Annotated in this window: 21 protein-coding genes and 1 pseudogene; 9 read left to right on the forward strand and 13 right to left on the reverse strand. The window is 72.3% G+C overall.

Annotation, left to right across the window (positions count from 1 at the left end; all coding sequences use genetic code 11):
• The first annotated feature begins 146 nt into the window (after positions 1-146).
• Positions 147-797, forward strand: coding sequence for an ATP-binding protein (locus QSK03_RS25410; RefSeq protein ID WP_285657950.1), 651 nt, complete (start codon positions 147-149; stop codon positions 795-797).
• 28 nt (positions 798-825) lie between these two features.
• Here QSK03_RS25410 and QSK03_RS25415 read toward each other — a convergent pair whose 3' ends face one another.
• Positions 826-1,731, reverse strand: a complete 906-nt coding sequence (locus tag QSK03_RS25415; RefSeq protein WP_285657952.1) for an alpha/beta fold hydrolase — start codon at positions 1,729-1,731, stop codon at positions 826-828.
• 378 nt (positions 1,732-2,109) lie between these two features.
• A complete protein-coding gene (locus QSK03_RS25420) occupies positions 2,110-2,859 on the reverse strand; it encodes an SDR family NAD(P)-dependent oxidoreductase (RefSeq protein WP_285657954.1) in 750 nt (249 codons plus the stop codon).
• A gap of 90 nt (positions 2,860-2,949) precedes the next feature.
• Here QSK03_RS25420 and QSK03_RS25425 point away from each other — a divergent pair, with 90 nt between their 5' ends.
• The 3 genes from QSK03_RS25425 to QSK03_RS25435 all read left to right on the forward strand — a co-directional run bounded on the left by QSK03_RS25425 (position 2,950) and on the right by QSK03_RS25435 (position 4,958).
• A complete protein-coding gene (locus tag QSK03_RS25425; protein WP_285657955.1) occupies positions 2,950-3,567 on the forward strand; it encodes a TetR/AcrR family transcriptional regulator in 618 nt (205 codons plus the stop codon).
• Between the two features lie 105 nt (positions 3,568-3,672).
• A complete protein-coding gene (locus QSK03_RS25430; RefSeq protein ID WP_285657956.1) occupies positions 3,673-4,530 on the forward strand; it encodes an alpha/beta fold hydrolase in 858 nt (285 codons plus the stop codon).
• Positions 4,527-4,958, forward strand: coding sequence for a hypothetical protein (locus tag QSK03_RS25435; protein WP_285657957.1), 432 nt, complete (start codon positions 4,527-4,529; stop codon positions 4,956-4,958). Before QSK03_RS25430 ends, QSK03_RS25435 begins: the two co-directional genes overlap by 4 nt.
• Positions 4,959-5,309: 351 nt before the next feature.
• Here the strand turns inward: QSK03_RS25435 and QSK03_RS33220 are convergent, their stop codons facing one another.
• Positions 5,310-5,873 (reverse strand): winged helix-turn-helix transcriptional regulator, encoded by a 564-nt coding sequence (locus QSK03_RS33220; RefSeq protein ID WP_352232042.1) that lies wholly within the window; start codon positions 5,871-5,873, stop codon positions 5,310-5,312.
• Between the two features lie 74 nt (positions 5,874-5,947).
• On the opposite strand from QSK03_RS33220, the gene QSK03_RS25440 reads away from it, so the two are divergent.
• Both QSK03_RS25440 and QSK03_RS33225 read left to right on the forward strand, forming a co-directional pair.
• A complete protein-coding gene (locus tag QSK03_RS25440) occupies positions 5,948-6,148 on the forward strand; it encodes a hypothetical protein (protein ID WP_285657959.1) in 201 nt (66 codons plus the stop codon).
• Positions 6,135-6,266, forward strand: a pseudogene (locus tag QSK03_RS33225) (TetR/AcrR family transcriptional regulator); the annotation flags it as partial. The gene QSK03_RS25440 and the pseudogene QSK03_RS33225, both read left to right, overlap by 14 nt.
• 38 nt (positions 6,267-6,304) lie before the next feature.
• Here the strand turns inward: QSK03_RS33225 and QSK03_RS25445 are convergent.
• Both QSK03_RS25445 and QSK03_RS25450 read right to left on the reverse strand, forming a co-directional pair.
• Positions 6,305-6,931, reverse strand: a complete 627-nt coding sequence (locus QSK03_RS25445; protein ID WP_285657960.1) for a TetR/AcrR family transcriptional regulator — start codon at positions 6,929-6,931, stop codon at positions 6,305-6,307.
• 29 nt (positions 6,932-6,960) lie between these two features.
• On the reverse strand, positions 6,961-7,233 hold the full coding sequence (locus QSK03_RS25450) for a VOC family protein (RefSeq protein WP_285657961.1): 273 nt from the start codon (positions 7,231-7,233) through the stop codon (positions 6,961-6,963).
• Between the two features lie 531 nt (positions 7,234-7,764).
• Between QSK03_RS25450 and QSK03_RS25455 the strand changes: the two genes are divergently transcribed.
• The 3 genes from QSK03_RS25455 to QSK03_RS25465 all read left to right on the forward strand — a co-directional run bounded on the left by QSK03_RS25455 (position 7,765) and on the right by QSK03_RS25465 (position 9,429).
• Positions 7,765-8,157, forward strand: coding sequence for an NAD(P)-dependent oxidoreductase (locus tag QSK03_RS25455; protein WP_285657962.1), 393 nt, complete (start codon positions 7,765-7,767; stop codon positions 8,155-8,157).
• 37 nt (positions 8,158-8,194) lie between these two features.
• Positions 8,195-8,500: a helix-turn-helix domain-containing protein gene (locus QSK03_RS25460; RefSeq protein WP_285657963.1), complete on the forward strand. Its 306-nt coding sequence runs from the start codon at positions 8,195-8,197 to the stop codon at positions 8,498-8,500.
• 518 nt (positions 8,501-9,018) lie between these two features.
• A complete protein-coding gene (locus tag QSK03_RS25465; protein ID WP_285657965.1) occupies positions 9,019-9,429 on the forward strand; it encodes a GlcG/HbpS family heme-binding protein in 411 nt (136 codons plus the stop codon).
• A 35-nt stretch (positions 9,430-9,464) separates the two neighbouring features.
• Here the strand turns inward: QSK03_RS25465 and QSK03_RS25470 are convergent, their stop codons facing one another.
• The 8 genes from QSK03_RS25470 to QSK03_RS25505 all read right to left on the reverse strand — a co-directional run bounded on the left by QSK03_RS25470 (position 9,465) and on the right by QSK03_RS25505 (position 13,969).
• Complete coding sequence (locus QSK03_RS25470; protein ID WP_285657967.1) at positions 9,465-10,052, reverse strand: Asp23/Gls24 family envelope stress response protein; 588 nt, start codon at positions 10,050-10,052, stop codon at positions 9,465-9,467.
• A gap of 47 nt (positions 10,053-10,099) precedes the next feature.
• Positions 10,100-10,645 carry a DUF6286 domain-containing protein gene (locus QSK03_RS25475; RefSeq protein ID WP_285657968.1) on the reverse strand — a complete coding sequence of 182 codons (546 nt, stop codon included), beginning with the start codon at positions 10,643-10,645 and terminating at the stop codon, positions 10,100-10,102.
• Positions 10,642-11,178 (reverse strand): Asp23/Gls24 family envelope stress response protein, encoded by a 537-nt coding sequence (locus tag QSK03_RS25480; protein ID WP_285657970.1) that lies wholly within the window; start codon positions 11,176-11,178, stop codon positions 10,642-10,644. The genes QSK03_RS25475 and QSK03_RS25480 overlap by 4 nt, the downstream gene beginning before the upstream one ends.
• A gap of 7 nt (positions 11,179-11,185) precedes the next feature.
• Complete coding sequence (locus QSK03_RS25485) at positions 11,186-11,383, reverse strand: hypothetical protein (protein WP_502872217.1); 198 nt, start codon at positions 11,381-11,383, stop codon at positions 11,186-11,188.
• 87 nt (positions 11,384-11,470) lie between these two features.
• Positions 11,471-11,920 carry a hypothetical protein gene (locus QSK03_RS25490; RefSeq protein WP_285657972.1) on the reverse strand — a complete coding sequence of 150 codons (450 nt, stop codon included), beginning with the start codon at positions 11,918-11,920 and terminating at the stop codon, positions 11,471-11,473.
• 44 nt (positions 11,921-11,964) lie between these two features.
• Entirely contained in the window at positions 11,965-12,495 is a 531-nt protein-coding gene (locus QSK03_RS25495) for an Asp23/Gls24 family envelope stress response protein (protein WP_502872218.1), read from the reverse strand.
• Positions 12,496-12,701: 206 nt separating this feature from the next.
• On the reverse strand, positions 12,702-13,358 hold the full coding sequence (locus QSK03_RS25500) for an Asp23/Gls24 family envelope stress response protein (protein WP_285657974.1): 657 nt from the start codon (positions 13,356-13,358) through the stop codon (positions 12,702-12,704).
• Positions 13,355-13,969, reverse strand: coding sequence for an RNA polymerase sigma factor (locus QSK03_RS25505; protein ID WP_285657976.1), 615 nt, complete (start codon positions 13,967-13,969; stop codon positions 13,355-13,357). Before QSK03_RS25505 ends, QSK03_RS25500 begins: the two co-directional genes overlap by 4 nt.
• Positions 13,970-14,234 lie beyond the last annotated feature (265 nt).

Below are 14,234 nucleotides of genomic sequence, written 5' to 3' on the forward strand. Positions count from 1 at the left end.
CTCGTTCCCGACGGCACCGTGCGCAGCATGATGGCGGAGCGCCGTGATCCGCCGCCAGACGCGGACCTCACCCGTTCAATGGCGGCCGGGTCTTCAGCGAGGCTTCAGTTCAGGCCACGGGCGGGCGGCGGCACCGGGCGCGCACCATGGATCGACGCGGCCGCGAGGGCGCGGACCCGCCGCCAGGTTCCCCGGAGCGCCCGTCCCCGTGTCCCTCACCGCCCGCGCCCGCCGGATTCCCGCGAGAGAAGTGGCTCGAGGACTTCGACTACGACGCCAACCCCACCATCAACCCGGCCACCATCCACACCCTCGCCGGCGGCGACTGGGTCCGAGCGGGGCACCCGCTCTGCCTGATCGGAGACTCCGGCACCGCCAAGTCCCACCTACTCATCGGCCTCGGGACCGCCGCCGCCCAACAGGGCTGGCGCGTCCGCTACACACTGGCGACGAAGCTGGTCGACGACCTCGTCGAAGCCGCCCATGAGAAGCAGCTCGCCACGACCATCGCGCGCTACGGGCGGGTCGACCTGCTCCGCATCGAGGAGCTCGGATACAGGCAACTCGACCGCCGCGGCGCCGAGATGCTCTTCCAGGTCCTCACCGAGCGCGAGGAGACCAACTCCATCGCCATCGCCTCCAACCGGGCCTTCTCCGGCTGGACCAACACCTTCACCGACCCCAGACTCTGCGCCGCGATCATCGACCGACTCACCTTCGCTGGACTGATCATCGAAACCGGCACCCAGTCCTACCGACTCGCCCACGCCAAGGCTCAACGCGGAACTGCGCCTTGAGCCGGACGATTCCGGGCCCGCCGATCGCTCAAGAGCCGGCTGCCGAGATGGCCGCGGCGAAGGTGTCCGGAGCTTCGACGGGGACGAAGTGGCCGACCCCATCAACGGGCTGGACCCTGACCTGGGCGAAGAACTCCCCCACCCGGTCCGACCAGGCACGAAGGAACAGCGGATCGTGCTCGGGCCACAGGAACGTGGTCGGCACCGTGATCTTCTGGGTCGGGGTCGTCTCGGCCAGCGAGCGAGCGACGATGCTTCCAGCCGCGCGGTAGTAGGCGATCGAGGCGATGAACGCACCGGCAGGTCCATAGACCGACGTCAGGTGCTCCAGGCGGGTGGCGTCGGCAGCGAAGTCGGGCCCGGACCAGTGGGACCAGAAGTACTCGAGGTAGTCGCGGATTGCGGCCGGCTTGCCGTCGAGAAGTCTCTCAGCGAGGTCGAGGTGGTGGAACGACTGATACCAGAACTCGCGGATCGGGCCCTCGGCCAGAATGCGCGATCCCACCCCCGGAGCCGGCGGAGTGATCACCATGGCCCTCAGCAGCTCCGGTCGGTCTCTCGCGAGTTGCTGTCCGACGCGGCTGCCGATGTCGTAACCCCCGAGCACGACCTCTGGCAGTCCGAGCTCTTCGATTAACGCCGCGACGCTGCGGGCTTGCGCGATCAGACCGTAGTACTCGCTGGGCTCACCGGAATGCTTGTCCGATCCACCGAAGCCGCGCATGTCGGGCACCAACACGTCGTGCTCACCGGCCAGCCTCTCGGCCACCGCCGTCATGTCAGTGCGATCTCCGGGCCAGCCATGCAGCAGGACGACAGCTGGTTGCCCCTGCGACCCGAAGCGGTCATAGCTCAGAGTGAAGCCATCAACGGGGGCTCCGGTCCGCATCGGCACGCTCTCCTCAGTCTCCAACGGCGGCGTCCAGTCGGTCACCTCAGCCGACCCCAGTCCAACCCGCACGCACAGTTGATGATCACAGAGCATCCCGGCACAGCTCCAGCCCAGGACGAGACGTGAACCGCCCCGGCGTGTCCGGAGAGCCCGTAGCTCTCCGGACACGCCAGGGCGGTTCACAGCGCGGTGCGGGCGTGGTCGCGCAGCGCGAGCCTCAGGACGTCCTTGACCCTGGCAGCTGCACCAGGTTCGCCGATCGATCAGGCCGTGGAAGGTGCTCTAGTGCCACGGCGCGGCGACGGCTTCTCCGAGGGCCGCCCGTGGGCCGTGGGCCGGGCCTGGAGACGTCCGCCGGCCACCGCACCTCTGTGGGCTCGCGATGTCCTGCGTCGAACCTTCCTGGCTGGGCGGGATGGCTCAGACGGCGACACGGCCGCCGTCGGCAGGCAGCACGGCGCCGTGCACGAAGCTGGCTTCGTCGGTGGCGAGGAAGGTGATCGCCGCCGCGATCTCGTCGGGCTGCGCGGGGCGTCCGGCCGGTCCGCCCGCGGCGAGCGCGTCCAACCCGTCCCCCATCCCGACGGTGCCCTCGGTGCGGGTGGGGCCGGGGCTGACCGCGTTCACGCGCACCCCTGACGGTCCGAACTCGGCAGCCCAGGACTTGGTCAGCAGCACGAGGGCCGCCTTGCTCGCCCCGTAGAGGCCGGCTCCGGACATGCCGAACTCCGCGACCATGGTGGTGACGTTGACGATCGCACCGTGGCCGCGGGCGGCCATCGCCGGCGCCAAGGAGGCCACGAGCAGGTAGGGCGCCTTGACGTTGACGACGAAGGTCTCGTCGAGGTCCTTCGGCGTGAAGTCGGTGGTCGCGCCGAAGGGGAAGACCCCGGCGCTGTTGACCAGCACGTCGACGTGCCCGCCGCCCAGCTCGGTCGCACGGTCGGCCAGGTGCACGACGCTCGCGTCGTCGCGCAGGTCGGTGGCGACGAAGTCGGCGCGACCTCCGTCGTGCCGGATCGCGGCGACCACCGCGTCGCCCCGCTCCTGATCCCGCCCGGATACCACGACGTGCGCCCCCAGCGCGGCCAGGCGCACGGCGGTGGCGCGGCCGATGCCGCTGGTCGCCCCGGTGACGAGGGCGGTGGAGCCGGCCAGGTCGGTGCGCATGGAGCCTCCTCGAGAAGTGGAACGTTCTCTCCAAACTCTGCTCCCGCGATTATGGAGTGTCAACTCCAATCTTGCGCGTACGATCACGGTGTGAGGGAGACGGCTCCGCCCCGACGGCTGACGGCCAAGGGCCGCGCGACCCGGGCGCGGATCGTCGCCGCCGCAGCCGAGCTGGTGTTCGCCCACGGCGTCGCGCGCACCGGGATCGACGACGTCCGCCGCGAAGCGGGGGTCAGCGCGTCGCAGCTGTACCACTACTTCGCGGACAAGGACGAGCTGATGCGGGCCGTCATCGCCCACCAGACCGACGGCATCCTCGAGGTCCAGCGTCCGCTGCTGGACCACCTCGACAGCTTCGCCGCCCTCGAGCAGTGGCGGGACATGCTCGTCGCCCTGCAGGAAGAGCGCCACTGCACCGGCGGGTGCCCGATCGGCTCCATCGCCGCCGAGCTCGCCGACGAGGACCCCGAGGCGCGCGCCGACCTCGTCGCCGGGTTCGAACGCTGGGAGGCGCCCATCCGCGAGGGTCTCGCCCGGATGCGCGAACGCGGCGACCTGCGGGCCGACGCCGATACCGATGCGCTCGCCCTCGCGCTGCTCGCCGCCCTGCAGGGAGGCCTGCTGCTCACGCAGACCCGGCGCGTCACTGCACCCTTGCGCATCGCGCTCGACACGGTCCTGGCCCAGATCCGTACCCAGGCCGCTTGAGCGCGCCCCCGAACCCACTGGAGCGAACCCGTGTCCGAAGGGCCAGCACCCGCAACCCTCGATTACCCCTACCCGCCACGTTTCCTGCGGGTCAACGGACGCCGTATGCACTACGTCGACGAGACCGGGCCGGGGGCGCCCGCGCCGGGCGGGCCGGGAGCGGTGCTGTTGCTGCACGGGAACCCGACCTGGGGCTACCTGTGGCGCGACGTGATCCCGCCGCTGCTCCGGGCGGGACATCGCGTGGTGGTGCCCGACCAGATCGGCTTCGGACGGTCCGAGAAGCCCCACGAGTCCGCCGCCCACACCCTGGACAACCACGCGGCCAACGTCGTCGCCCTGCTGGACGCGCTCGACCTGAGCCGGGTGCTGCTGGTCTGCCACGACTGGGGCGGCCCGACAGGACTGGCCGCTGCGGTCACCCGTCCGGATCGCATCGCCGCGGTCGCGGTGATGTCGACGTGGGCCTGGGCGGCGCCGGCGTCGCCGTTCCACCGGGCCGTGACCCCTTGGCGCTTCATGCACGCACCGCTCGTGGGGCCCCACGTGCTGGGCCGGCACGGCGCCATGCCGGGACGGGGTATGTACCTCTCGGTGGTCGACCGGGCGCGGTTCGCCCGTGACGCCCAGGCCACCTACGAGCAGGCTCTTCCCGACCCCGGTGATCGTGCTCTGACCTGGCAGTGGCCCCGGTCGATCCCGATCGGACGCGAGAGCGACACCACGACCGATCGTTTCGCCTGGCTGGAGACCCAGGTCGCGGCGATGCGGCTTCCGTCCACGATCATTTGGGGCCGGGAGGACGACGTGTTCGATCCCGAGGTGTTCGCCGCCCGCTGGCACGAGCTGTGGCCGCACGCCGAGGGCACCCACCTGGTGACCGGACGGCATTTCCTGCAGGAGGATTCCGGCGATCAGATCGGCGAGATCCTCACCGAGTTCGCGGAGCGGAGCCTGCGTTGAGCGACCCGACCCGGCCGCCCGACCATGCCACCGACCATGCCACCGTCACGGTGCTGCCGCCGGGACGACGGCCCACCGGCCACCGCGCGGTGCCCCTGCTCAACGAGCCCGACCTCCAGCACTACCCCGAGTTCGCCACGTTCCTGCGGGACGCCTTCGGACTCGCCCAGGACCCGCTTGGCGCGCCGGGCCTGCTCGGTGTCGAGGGTCGGGTCTACGAACTGGTCTTCCTCGGCCGCTCCGCTCGGCCGTTCCCGGCGGGCGTGGAGATCCATGCACTCGTGCCCGGGCTGGAGCCCCTCGACGACGAGCGCGCCGACCTCGACCTGTGGGCGATCCTGTGCTGGATCGTGGCGGGTGTCGGCGGCGACTGGACGCTCGAGGGACTCGCCACCACGGGCCGCATCTACCGGGTTCCCGGCGCCTGATCTCGCAGCTCCGGGGATCAGACCACGGACATGGCCCGCTCGTCCTAGTCCCGAGGACGAGGTGGTGCGGGTCGTGCCGGCGGATCGCCGCCACGGCGACCGGTAGTAAGCCTCGGCGATCTCGGAAAGCTCGCTCTCAGGGTACCGAGCGTCGGTGGGGCGGGAGTGCCAGCCGGGCACGTCGACGAGGAAGTAGCCCATTGCAGAGATCGCCGCGTCCAACGCCGTCGATGCTCCGAAGGTCCAACCTCGTTGGTCGTCGAGACCGACGAGCCGGTCACGGACGGCTCGCGCTCGAGGTCGCCGTCGATCAGGTCAAGATGTCGACGAAGGCTGAGACGCTCGACCGACTCATGACGAGGTCCTGCCGCGCCCTCGCGACAACGGCCCGCTCCCCGGTACCGCTGACGTCGTACCCCGGCCGATTTCCGTGGCCGTAGCCGTCTGCGTGGTGCTGGTCCGCTCCCGACGCCGGGCACCACCGGCCAGCAAGGCCTCGGGGTTCTGCACGTCCCACCGCTCCAACGTCCTGATCGGTTCCTCGAGCGTCTTCCCGGGCTCGGTGAGCTCGTACTCGACGTGGGGTGGCACGACAGGGGTGGACCGTCCTCGCGACGATGCTGTCTCGTTCGAACTGGCGGTCGTCGCGATCACGATGGCGGCCCCGCTCCCGAACCTCTCCACATGGGCCGGCGTCACGGCCTGCGCGTGGGCCTTCCACGTCGGGTTCGACCGTATGCTCGGCTTCGGGCTCAGCTGCCCGACGCCTTCGCCCACACCCACCTCGGACGGATCGGCACCAGGGCGACGCCTCCGACCGGAGCGGGAGAGAGGGCGCGGTACACGACCGTCCGCACGAGCAGTAACGAGCTGCCCCGGCGCCGCGCTCAGCCCGATGACGTATCGCGGGGCCACTTCGCCGCCGAGCTCGCGGCCACCCGCGACGGCACCTCGACGATCCCGCTGGCACCCAGCGCTTCCAGCGGACCATGTCCGACGACGCGCCCGACCGCGTCCGCGACGCCCTCGGCGTGCTGCGCTCGATGCAGCGCCTCTCGACCCCGCCCGCCGGCTCGGCGGCGCGGGTCGGCCTGCCCGCCCTCGCGGCGTGGCACCGGCTGCAACGCACCGTCGTCAAGCGGGGCGGCACCGCCACCGCGGTCGCGAGTCGGGTGCGTGTGGCCGCATGAACGACTCGACGTCGACCAGCCCGAGCTCTGGGCGGCGTTGTGCTGCTCCCAGCTGCTCGGGCTCGCCCTCAGCGAGCACATCATCGGCCTCGCGCCGCTGCGGGAGGCCCGGACCGAGACGCTCGTCGCCATACGGCCAGACCCTGCAGCGCTACCTCACCGCACCGGTCCGGACCGAGCGCCGCCCCCGGACGTCGAGCCCTGGCGTGCCGCGGCGCCCGCGACGTCGAGCGCGACGTCGAGCACCTGGTCGACGAAGGCGGCGTCGAGCGGCTCACGCGAGAACCAGCGGCGATAGAACAACGGCCCGACCAGCGACGCGACCACCGCCGTCGGGTCCCGATCACCTCGGATGTCACCGCGCCGACGGGCCTGCTCGACGGCGTCGAGGAAGGGATCCATCAGGCTGCGGTGCAGCTCAGCATGGGCACGCGCGAGGTCGGGATCGCGCTCAGCGGCGTCGATGATCGACGGCAGGATCGCCGGCCAGCCCGGCGCGCGGAGCTGGTCGGCCAGACCCTCGACCAGGATGTGCAGGTCGCCGGCCAGGCCGCCGGTGTCCGGGACCGGCACCGCGGTGCCCATCTGCGAGCAGGCGTCGAGCAGCAGCGCGCTGCGCGAGGGCCAGTGCCGATAGATGGTCGTCTTGGCCACCCCGCACCGCCGGGAGACCTCGTCGACGCTGACCCCGGCCAGGCCGCCCTCGAGCATGAGCTCGTAGGTCGCGGCGAGCACGGCGGCCTGCGAGCGCGCCACCCGCTTGTCGCGCCCCACCGGCTCCACCGCCTCCACCATTCCGCCGCCCTCAGCCCTCAGCGCCCGTCCCGTGCCTGCGAAGGCCAACCCCGGTCGGCGCCCGGGATCGGGGTGAACACGTTGACCAGGTTGCCGTCCGGGTCTCGCAGGAGCATCGAGCGGTTTCCCCACGGTTGGTCGGTCGGTTCCTGCACCCACTCCCGCACACCGCCGCCGCGGAGGTGGTCGCGCACAGCGTCGAGGTCGTCGACCTCGAACTCCAGGACGACCGAGGTCCCGGCCGACGCAGCATCGGCCTGCCCGGCCGCTCCGGGGCTGGCCGCCGCCAAGGCCTCGCGGCTGCACAACGCCAGCGTGGCTCCCGTCGAGCCAGCTCGGTGTAGTCGGACGAGCCCACCGGCGCCACCCCGGTGACCCGGGCGTAGAACGCGGCGAGCGTGGCGACGTCGTCGGTCACCACTCGCACGGACGAAAGCTCCACGGTCACCCCTTCGACGGAAAAACTACGAAACCGTAGCGTAGTGTTTCTTGGCCGGCAAGCGACCCCCGCGCTCGTGGAAGCGGGGACTCGACGGCCGCGAGCTCCTCGAGGACTACTTCGCCGCACAGGGCGAGCACGAGACCCCCTGGCACCGGTTCCGTGGTGGTCACCTCCACCATCAGCGAGCTCGAATCGAGTGAATCTGCTCATGCGGGGGGGGGCACGCGCGGAGAGGTATCAGTCGGCCTCCAGGAGGGGCGATCTCGGGCCGTGCCGGAGCGGCTCCCCCGACGCCGTCGTCGGCGACCTCGATCTCGAGCCGCGCGCCCCGACCGCGCACCTGCACCGTCGCCCGCGCCGCCCCGCGGCGTGCTTGACCGTGTTGGTCAGCGCCTCGGCGGGTGCAGCCCTCGGGGCAGTTCGCGTAGCTCGGCGTGACGTCGGCCGACTCATCGCCATCACCAGCGCCGGGGTCCGTGACGACGACCCCGAACTCGCCCTCTGGTACCGCCTGCTGGTCCGGCCGCTGCTACGCGACATCTACAGCGACATGCGCCTCATGGAGGACACCGTCCGAACCAGCGGCCTCGACTGGACCCTCGTCCGCCCCGTCCTGCTCGTCGACCGTGACCCCACCGACACCTACCGCGTCCGCGACGACGCCACCCCGCGCCGCGGCAGAACCATCACCCGCACCGACCTCGCCCGCTTCATCGTCAACGAAGTCGATCGACCGCAGTGGTCACGACGCACCCCGACGCTCGCGCAATGACCGGGGCCCGAATCTCCAGCGGCGCCGCCGCCGCGTCGTGCGACCACGCGGCGCCGACCTGTTCGTCGACACCGTCCTCGACGAACGCACCGGGCGACTGGCCGGCGCATCCCCCGGCCAGGGCACCGCCGACGCCGGTATCAGCCTGCGGGCGATGATCCAAGAGCAACGGCTCGAGGCCTGCCGGCGGGAGTTGCGAGACCCGCGCGACGCCGACCAGGCCATCGCCGCCATCGGACGCCGCTGGGGATTCGTCGACCCATCCCACTGCGGTCGCGCCTTCCGGCAGACCTCCGGGGTCACCCCAACCGAATGGCGCCGCTCCGCGCGCTCCCATGACTGACCGACGGCCGCGACAGACAAGGAGCGATCGTCGGGTAGGTGGGCTCATGCCCGACGCCATCGGTCCCGCTCTGGGTACCGCTTACGTCACACCACAGCCTGTCTCGGACGATCACCGTTGATGATCACCGTTGACGATCGACGCTGGCGAGTACGTCCACTGACCAGCACAGACGAGCACCAGGGCCATCAGCGCTGCCGTGGCCCCTGTCCACCGGGTTCGGTGTCGGCGCGCACGGGACGCCTGTAGCGTGCTCCGCAGCGTGGCCGTGCCGGGACGTTCCCGCCCGGTCCGCCGAACGTGACCACCACCCCGGACCCGGTGGGCGCGGTGACCCGACGACGGGCACCGACCACGACGACGTCCGAGGATGCGCATGACCGTCCCGCTGGTGGCCGCTCCATTCGTCGCGCCCCGGCCGTGGTGCGCGAGCGGATCCGGGCCGTCGGCCATCGCTGCCGCCGCCCCGCCGAACGTAGGGCGCGCGGCACGTCAAGGTCCTCAAGGAAGGAACCGTCATGCGTGACATCAAGACCGTGGATCTCGAGGACGCTCGCCGCGTCATCGCCGCCGGTGAGAAGAAGGCCGAGGCCCAGGGCCAGCCGGTGAACATCGCCGTCGTCGACGTGGGCGGTGTCCTCGTCGCCCACGTCCGTCAGGACGGGGCGTGGATCGGCAGCGTCGACGTGGCCATCAACAAGGCCTTCAGCGCCCGTGCGTTCGACGTGTCCACCCAGGCTCTCGGTGAGAACGCCCAGCCCGGGGGCCAGTTCTACGGCATCCAGGACTCCAACGACGGCCGCGTCATGATCTTCGCGGGCGGGATGCCCCTGGTGAGCGGCGAAGTCGTTGTCGGTGCGGTCGGTGTCAGCGGCGGCACCGGCGAGCAGGACCAGGCCGTTGCCCAAGCAGCCGCCGGGGCCCTCTGACGGTCGGCTCGGTCCGGCGCTCCTGATCGTCGTTCTCACTCGAGTCGGGCGGAACGGGCGGCGTCGAGGCGCACGAGCAGGTCCGCGGGCAAGGCCGGCAGGTCGAGCGCCCGGCGCAGCCGGGGGACGGCGTCGGTGTCGATGCGCCGGCGCAGCGCGGTGATGTCGGCGGCGTCCTCGGTGCCGATGTCCAGGTGCAGGAACGGACGGGCGCTGGTTCCGGACAGGCGTGCCGTGGCCCGGTGCACGCCGGGGTAGGTCTCGACCTCATCGACGAACGGGTCGACGGCGGCCTGGGCGTCGAGGCGGGTGACCCCACCGGCGGGGTCGCTCTCCAGCCGCCACGTGCCGGTGGCGGGCTTGCGGATGGTCTGGGCGATCAGCCACCGCAGACAGAGCATCCCGACGACGATCGCGACGACGATCGCGAGGTAGGCGACCCAGGTCGGCGGCGAGAGCGTGGCGGGAGTCAGCGGTGAGGCCTCGCCCGGACTGTTCATGCCGAGGCCCGCGAGGACCCCCGAGCCGAGGAGGAGCGCGAACGCTGCCGCGGCGAGGAGCACGATCGCGACGAGCAGCAGCAGGGTGTGGTTGAGCCGGGCGGGCCGGTTGGGACTGGCCATGACGCGGTCCTGTCTGGTGGGAGGCGGGGGTGGTGAGTGCGCCGGTCTCAGCCGGCGTCGTCCCGGCGGGCTCGGATCCGGACCTTCGGGCGCGGGGCCGGGCCGATCTCGACCAGGCGGTACTCGAGGCGTCCGCGGACCGTGTCGGGCACGGCGGCCGGGTCGGCCGCGGCGACCGCCACCGTGGCGACGATGCGGCGGCGGCCGGCGTCCACTGTCGCCTTCGTGACCCCCGGGACGGCCTCGGCGGTGGTAGTGAGGTCTCGGACGAGACTGTGACGCCGGACCCCGGCATCCGAGCCGGTGGCCCCGTCGTAGCTCAGAGGGACCAGCGGCATGACGGTGGGGTTGCCGGGGCGGATCGCCGCGACCAGCAGCACCAGCCCCAGCACCGCGGTCGCGACGGCGAGGGTGACGACGACCGCGCTGTCCCAGGACTGCCCGGAACCCACGGCGAGCAGTTGCGTGAAGCTGATGAGCGGCGTCTGCCCGAGCAGGGCCTGCACGCAACAGAGCACCACGAGCACGCACATCGCGAGCAGGAGCAGCGCCACGATCGTGGCCGGGATGCTGCGGCGGGGACGGCGGATCATGCGACCACCCGCTTGCTGCTCGCCGGCGTCGTCGCCGTGAGCGCGGCGACGGTGATGTCGACGCGGGTCACGGTGAGCTCTGTCAGCGCGTGCACCCGGTCGCGGACGTGCGCCCGCACCGCCTCGGTCGTCGCGCGTACCGAGGCCGGATAGGCGACCGCGAGCCGGATCTCGAGCGCAGCCACCTCCCCGGACACCCTCGCCGAGACCCGGGGCCGGCCGTCGCCGTCCTCGCGACCGGTCGCCACCCCGAGCACGCGGCGGACCGCCCCGCCGACGTGCTCGACCTCCGCGGCGGCGGCCGTGGCGACCTTCTCCACCACGACGTCCTCGATCGACAAGGTGCCACGCCCGCCGGCGTCGCCGGACGCGGCGCTGTCGGATGTCACATCGTCGGGAGCGGCGTGCCGGCCTGACGTCGGCGACGGGGTGTTGACGGTGGTGGTGACCAATCGCTTCTGACCGGTCAGGGTCCGGTCGGCGCGCGGCGGGGCTCCGGGCTCCGGCCCGGTTGCGGCGTCGTGGGTGCTCATGGCGGGCTCAGGGCCGGGCGCTCGTGGAGCGGCTGCGACCGGCGAGGCCGCCGAGGTCGAGCTGCCCGTCGAGCAGGCGGCCGGCCAGGAACCCGGCGGCTCCGAGGACCAGCACGAGCAGGAACGCGGCGAGGCCGCCGAAGGCGCCGACGATGCCGAGGGTGAGGCCGACGAGCAGGCCCAGGACGGTGTTGGACACGAGCATGGGAATTCCTCGATGACGTAGGAGAGGTGACGGGTGGCGGCCCGCCCACCGCGGCGGGGCAGGGCGTCGCGAACCCGGGTGTCAGCGCTAGAAGGGAAGGCGGACCCCGCCGTGGGGGCCGAGTGATGTCGGCGCGTCGGCGTTCCCGATCGTGGGCCCATGAGCGTCCCCGGCGTCGATGTCGTCGACGCCGAGATGGACCGGCAGGCCCGGCAGCAAGGGGGCCACCGCGGCGCGGACCTCGGCCTCGATACGACGCAGGGGAGCCAGGCGCGCCACGATGCGGACGGTGATCTCGTGGTCGGTGATCTGCACCCCGGTGACCCGCCGCCCCGGCAGGTACGTGCCCACCGTGCCGTACGGGCCGCCCGAGAGCCCGGCGACGCCGGGACAGGCCAGCACCGCCGCGGCGACGGGCTCGGCCAGCGCGTCGAGGTCACGGGCGACCGGCGCTGCGGCCGGGCCGGTCGGATCGAACCGAGGCGGGCCGTCCGCGGTCGGGTCCCTTCCGGGGCGTCCCCCCGGGCCGGCCGGCATCGGGCCGGGGCCGGTCGATGCCGGCCCCGCTCGGTGCGTTCCGGTCACTGGACCCGGTTGGTCGGCCGGGCCGGGGCCTGGTCCTGCTGCTGGTCGTCGGAGTCGTCACCGGGCAGGTGCAGGTCGACGACGTTGATGTTGACCTCGACGACCTGGAGCCCGGTCATCTGCTCGATCGCGCCGATCACGTTGCGCCGGGTGGCGCGGGCCAGCTCGGCGACCGCGACGCCGTACTCGACGACGATGGTCAGGTCCACGGCGGCCTGACGGTCGCCGACCTCGACCGATACCCCCTGGGTGGACGAGGTCCGGGCACCGGGCAGCCGCTCGGTGATCGCGCCGAACGCGCGCGCGGCACCGCCGCCGAACCCGTACACGCCGGGGATCTCGCGGGCGGCGAGCCCGGCGACCTTGGCGACGACGGCGTCGGCGATGGAGGTCTTGCCCTGGCTGGTCTCGAGGTCCGAGCCCGCCGGGCGGGCCATCGCCGCACCGGTGGCGGACGGGGTGGCGTTCGCGGAGGCCGCGGGGCCGGTGGGGCCGGCGCTGCTGGCGGGGCTGATGGGGCTGGTCATGGACACACTTCTCCCTGGGGGATGTCTGGAACACGGAAACGGACGGCGCCCGGCGGACTCGCGAGGACTCGGAGGCGCGGGACTGGGCGCCTGCTCGGCCGGACTCACTGAGTTGGACACCTCGCGCGCCCGAACCGCACGGAATCGGTCGACGTGATCTGGGTCACGTCGTCCTGCGTGGCGGGGTGGCGCCGTCCTTCCGCAGCTCAGGCGGTCGCCGCGTCGGGGCGCGCCGGGAAGACGTCGTCGATGTGCACCGACACCGTCACCGCGCCGGGTCCGATCAGCGACCGGACCGTGTCGGCGACGCGGGCGCGGACCCTCGCCGCGAGGGCGTAGAGGTCCTGGCCGTAGTCCACGGCCACCGTGACGTCCACGGTCACGTTCCTCGTGGGCGCCGCGACCTCGACGTGGGACAGGGCCAGGCGGACCCCGTCGACCTCCTGGGCGACCAGCCGGACGCACCGCATGATCACCCGCGCGGTGAGGTCCGCCGACCCCGCCACCTCACCCGCCGTCGGGGTGGAGTCGTGGAGGGGCAGGACGGGGCGGCGGGAGTCGCCCGCGACCTCGCGAACGTAGGCCAGGGCGCGGTCGACGATCGACAGCGGCGCGCGGACCGGTTCGGCCGCCAGGTCCGCGAACGGGGACCAGAGCTCGGCGTAGTCCACGAGGAGAGCCCGGCAGTACGGGCACTGCTGCTGATGGGCCGTGCGACGACCGCTGTCGCCGTCGCAGACCTGGGCGAGCAGGTCCACCGACTCCGTGCCGCACGGCAACCGCCGCTCCCCCACCGCCGCGTCCTCGAGCCCGGCGGGCCCGGCGCCCGGAGTCGGGCCGGCTAGGAGCGGATCATCGCTCATGTCCACTCCCTCATCGCTGCCGTCAGCCCGGCCCGGGCTCGGGCCAATCGTCCACGCACCACGTCCTCGGACACCGAGCACATGGCCGCCGCCTGCCGGTAGGTCATCCCTTCGAGCTGGCACAGCACGAACACCGTGCGCACCTCCGGACTCAAGGCCTCCAGCGCCCGGGTCGCCGACGCGAGCTCGGCGCGATCCTGCACCCGTTCCCCGACTCCGGCGCTGCGGGGATGCTGTGGGTCGCCCGTGTCGGGCAGCGTCACCGTCGTTCTCGCGTGGCGGATGCGGTTCAGGCAGCGATTGACCACGAGCCGATGCAGGTAGGTGACGAAGCTGCTCGATCCCGAGAACGCCGCCAAGCCGGTCCACATCTGCACGACCACGTCCTGGGTGACGTCCTCGGCGTCCTCCCGGCTGCCCAGCATCCGCAGGGAGATCCGGTAGATCCGGTCCCGATGCCGACCGACGAGGACCTCGAACGCCTCCACCTCGCCACCGCGGGCCTTCGCGAGCAGCCAGCCGTCCTCGATCGCCTGCGCGCTCTCGGGGCGGGCGCCGAGCCCTCGAGCTGACGCCTCCCCGGAGCGGATCGAGCCCTGCACGGCCGGCACCCCCGTCCATCCTCCGCTGACCCGGAACACACAGCCCGCTCGCCGAGCGGGGCACGGTGGCCGTCAGGTCCAGGACGGACGTGCACAACCTTATGGCCGAACGCGTCGCCGGACCACCGGGCAGGCGACGGCGACATGGAGGCCCCGGCGGATGACCGTCGAGGGTGCCGAGGATCGGGTCGGCTCCGGCGCGTTCGAGTCCGCTCCGCGCCCAGGGTTCCTGGGTGGCTCCGCGCCGCACGTTCAGCGGCGTGGAGCCACGCTT

Source organism: Actinomycetospora sp. NBRC 106375 (assembly GCF_030269665.1).
GTDB lineage: Bacteria > Actinomycetota > Actinomycetes > Mycobacteriales > Pseudonocardiaceae > Actinomycetospora.

Bases quoted from the DNA above. Each gene is read 5' to 3' on its own strand.
- QSK03_RS25410 (WP_285657950.1), top strand. From the start codon at position 147: ATGGATCGACGCGGCCGCGAGGGCGCGGACCCGCCGCCAGGTTCCCCG.
- QSK03_RS25420 (WP_285657954.1), bottom strand. From the start codon at position 2,859: ATGCGCACCGACCTGGCCGGCTCCACCGCCCTCGTCACCGGGGCGACC.
- QSK03_RS25430 (WP_285657956.1), top strand. From the start codon at position 3,673: ATGCACTACGTCGACGAGACCGGGCCGGGGGCGCCCGCGCCGGGCGGG.
- QSK03_RS25440 (WP_285657959.1), top strand. From the start codon at position 5,948: ATGTCCGACGACGCGCCCGACCGCGTCCGCGACGCCCTCGGCGTGCTG.
- QSK03_RS25465 (WP_285657965.1), top strand. From the start codon at position 9,019: ATGCGTGACATCAAGACCGTGGATCTCGAGGACGCTCGCCGCGTCATC.
- QSK03_RS25470 (WP_285657967.1), bottom strand. From the start codon at position 10,052: ATGGCCAGTCCCAACCGGCCCGCCCGGCTCAACCACACCCTGCTGCTG.
- QSK03_RS25475 (WP_285657968.1), bottom strand. From the start codon at position 10,645: ATGATCCGCCGTCCCCGCCGCAGCATCCCGGCCACGATCGTGGCGCTG.
- QSK03_RS25480 (WP_285657970.1), bottom strand. From the start codon at position 11,178: ATGAGCACCCACGACGCCGCAACCGGGCCGGAGCCCGGAGCCCCGCCG.
- QSK03_RS25485 (WP_502872217.1), bottom strand. From the start codon at position 11,383: ATGCTCGTGTCCAACACCGTCCTGGGCCTGCTCGTCGGCCTCACCCTC.
- QSK03_RS25490 (WP_285657972.1), bottom strand. From the start codon at position 11,920: ATGCCGGCCGGCCCGGGGGGACGCCCCGGAAGGGACCCGACCGCGGAC.
- QSK03_RS25495 (WP_502872218.1), bottom strand. From the start codon at position 12,495: ATGACCAGCCCCATCAGCCCCGCCAGCAGCGCCGGCCCCACCGGCCCC.
- QSK03_RS25500 (WP_285657974.1), bottom strand. From the start codon at position 13,358: ATGAGCGATGATCCGCTCCTAGCCGGCCCGACTCCGGGCGCCGGGCCC.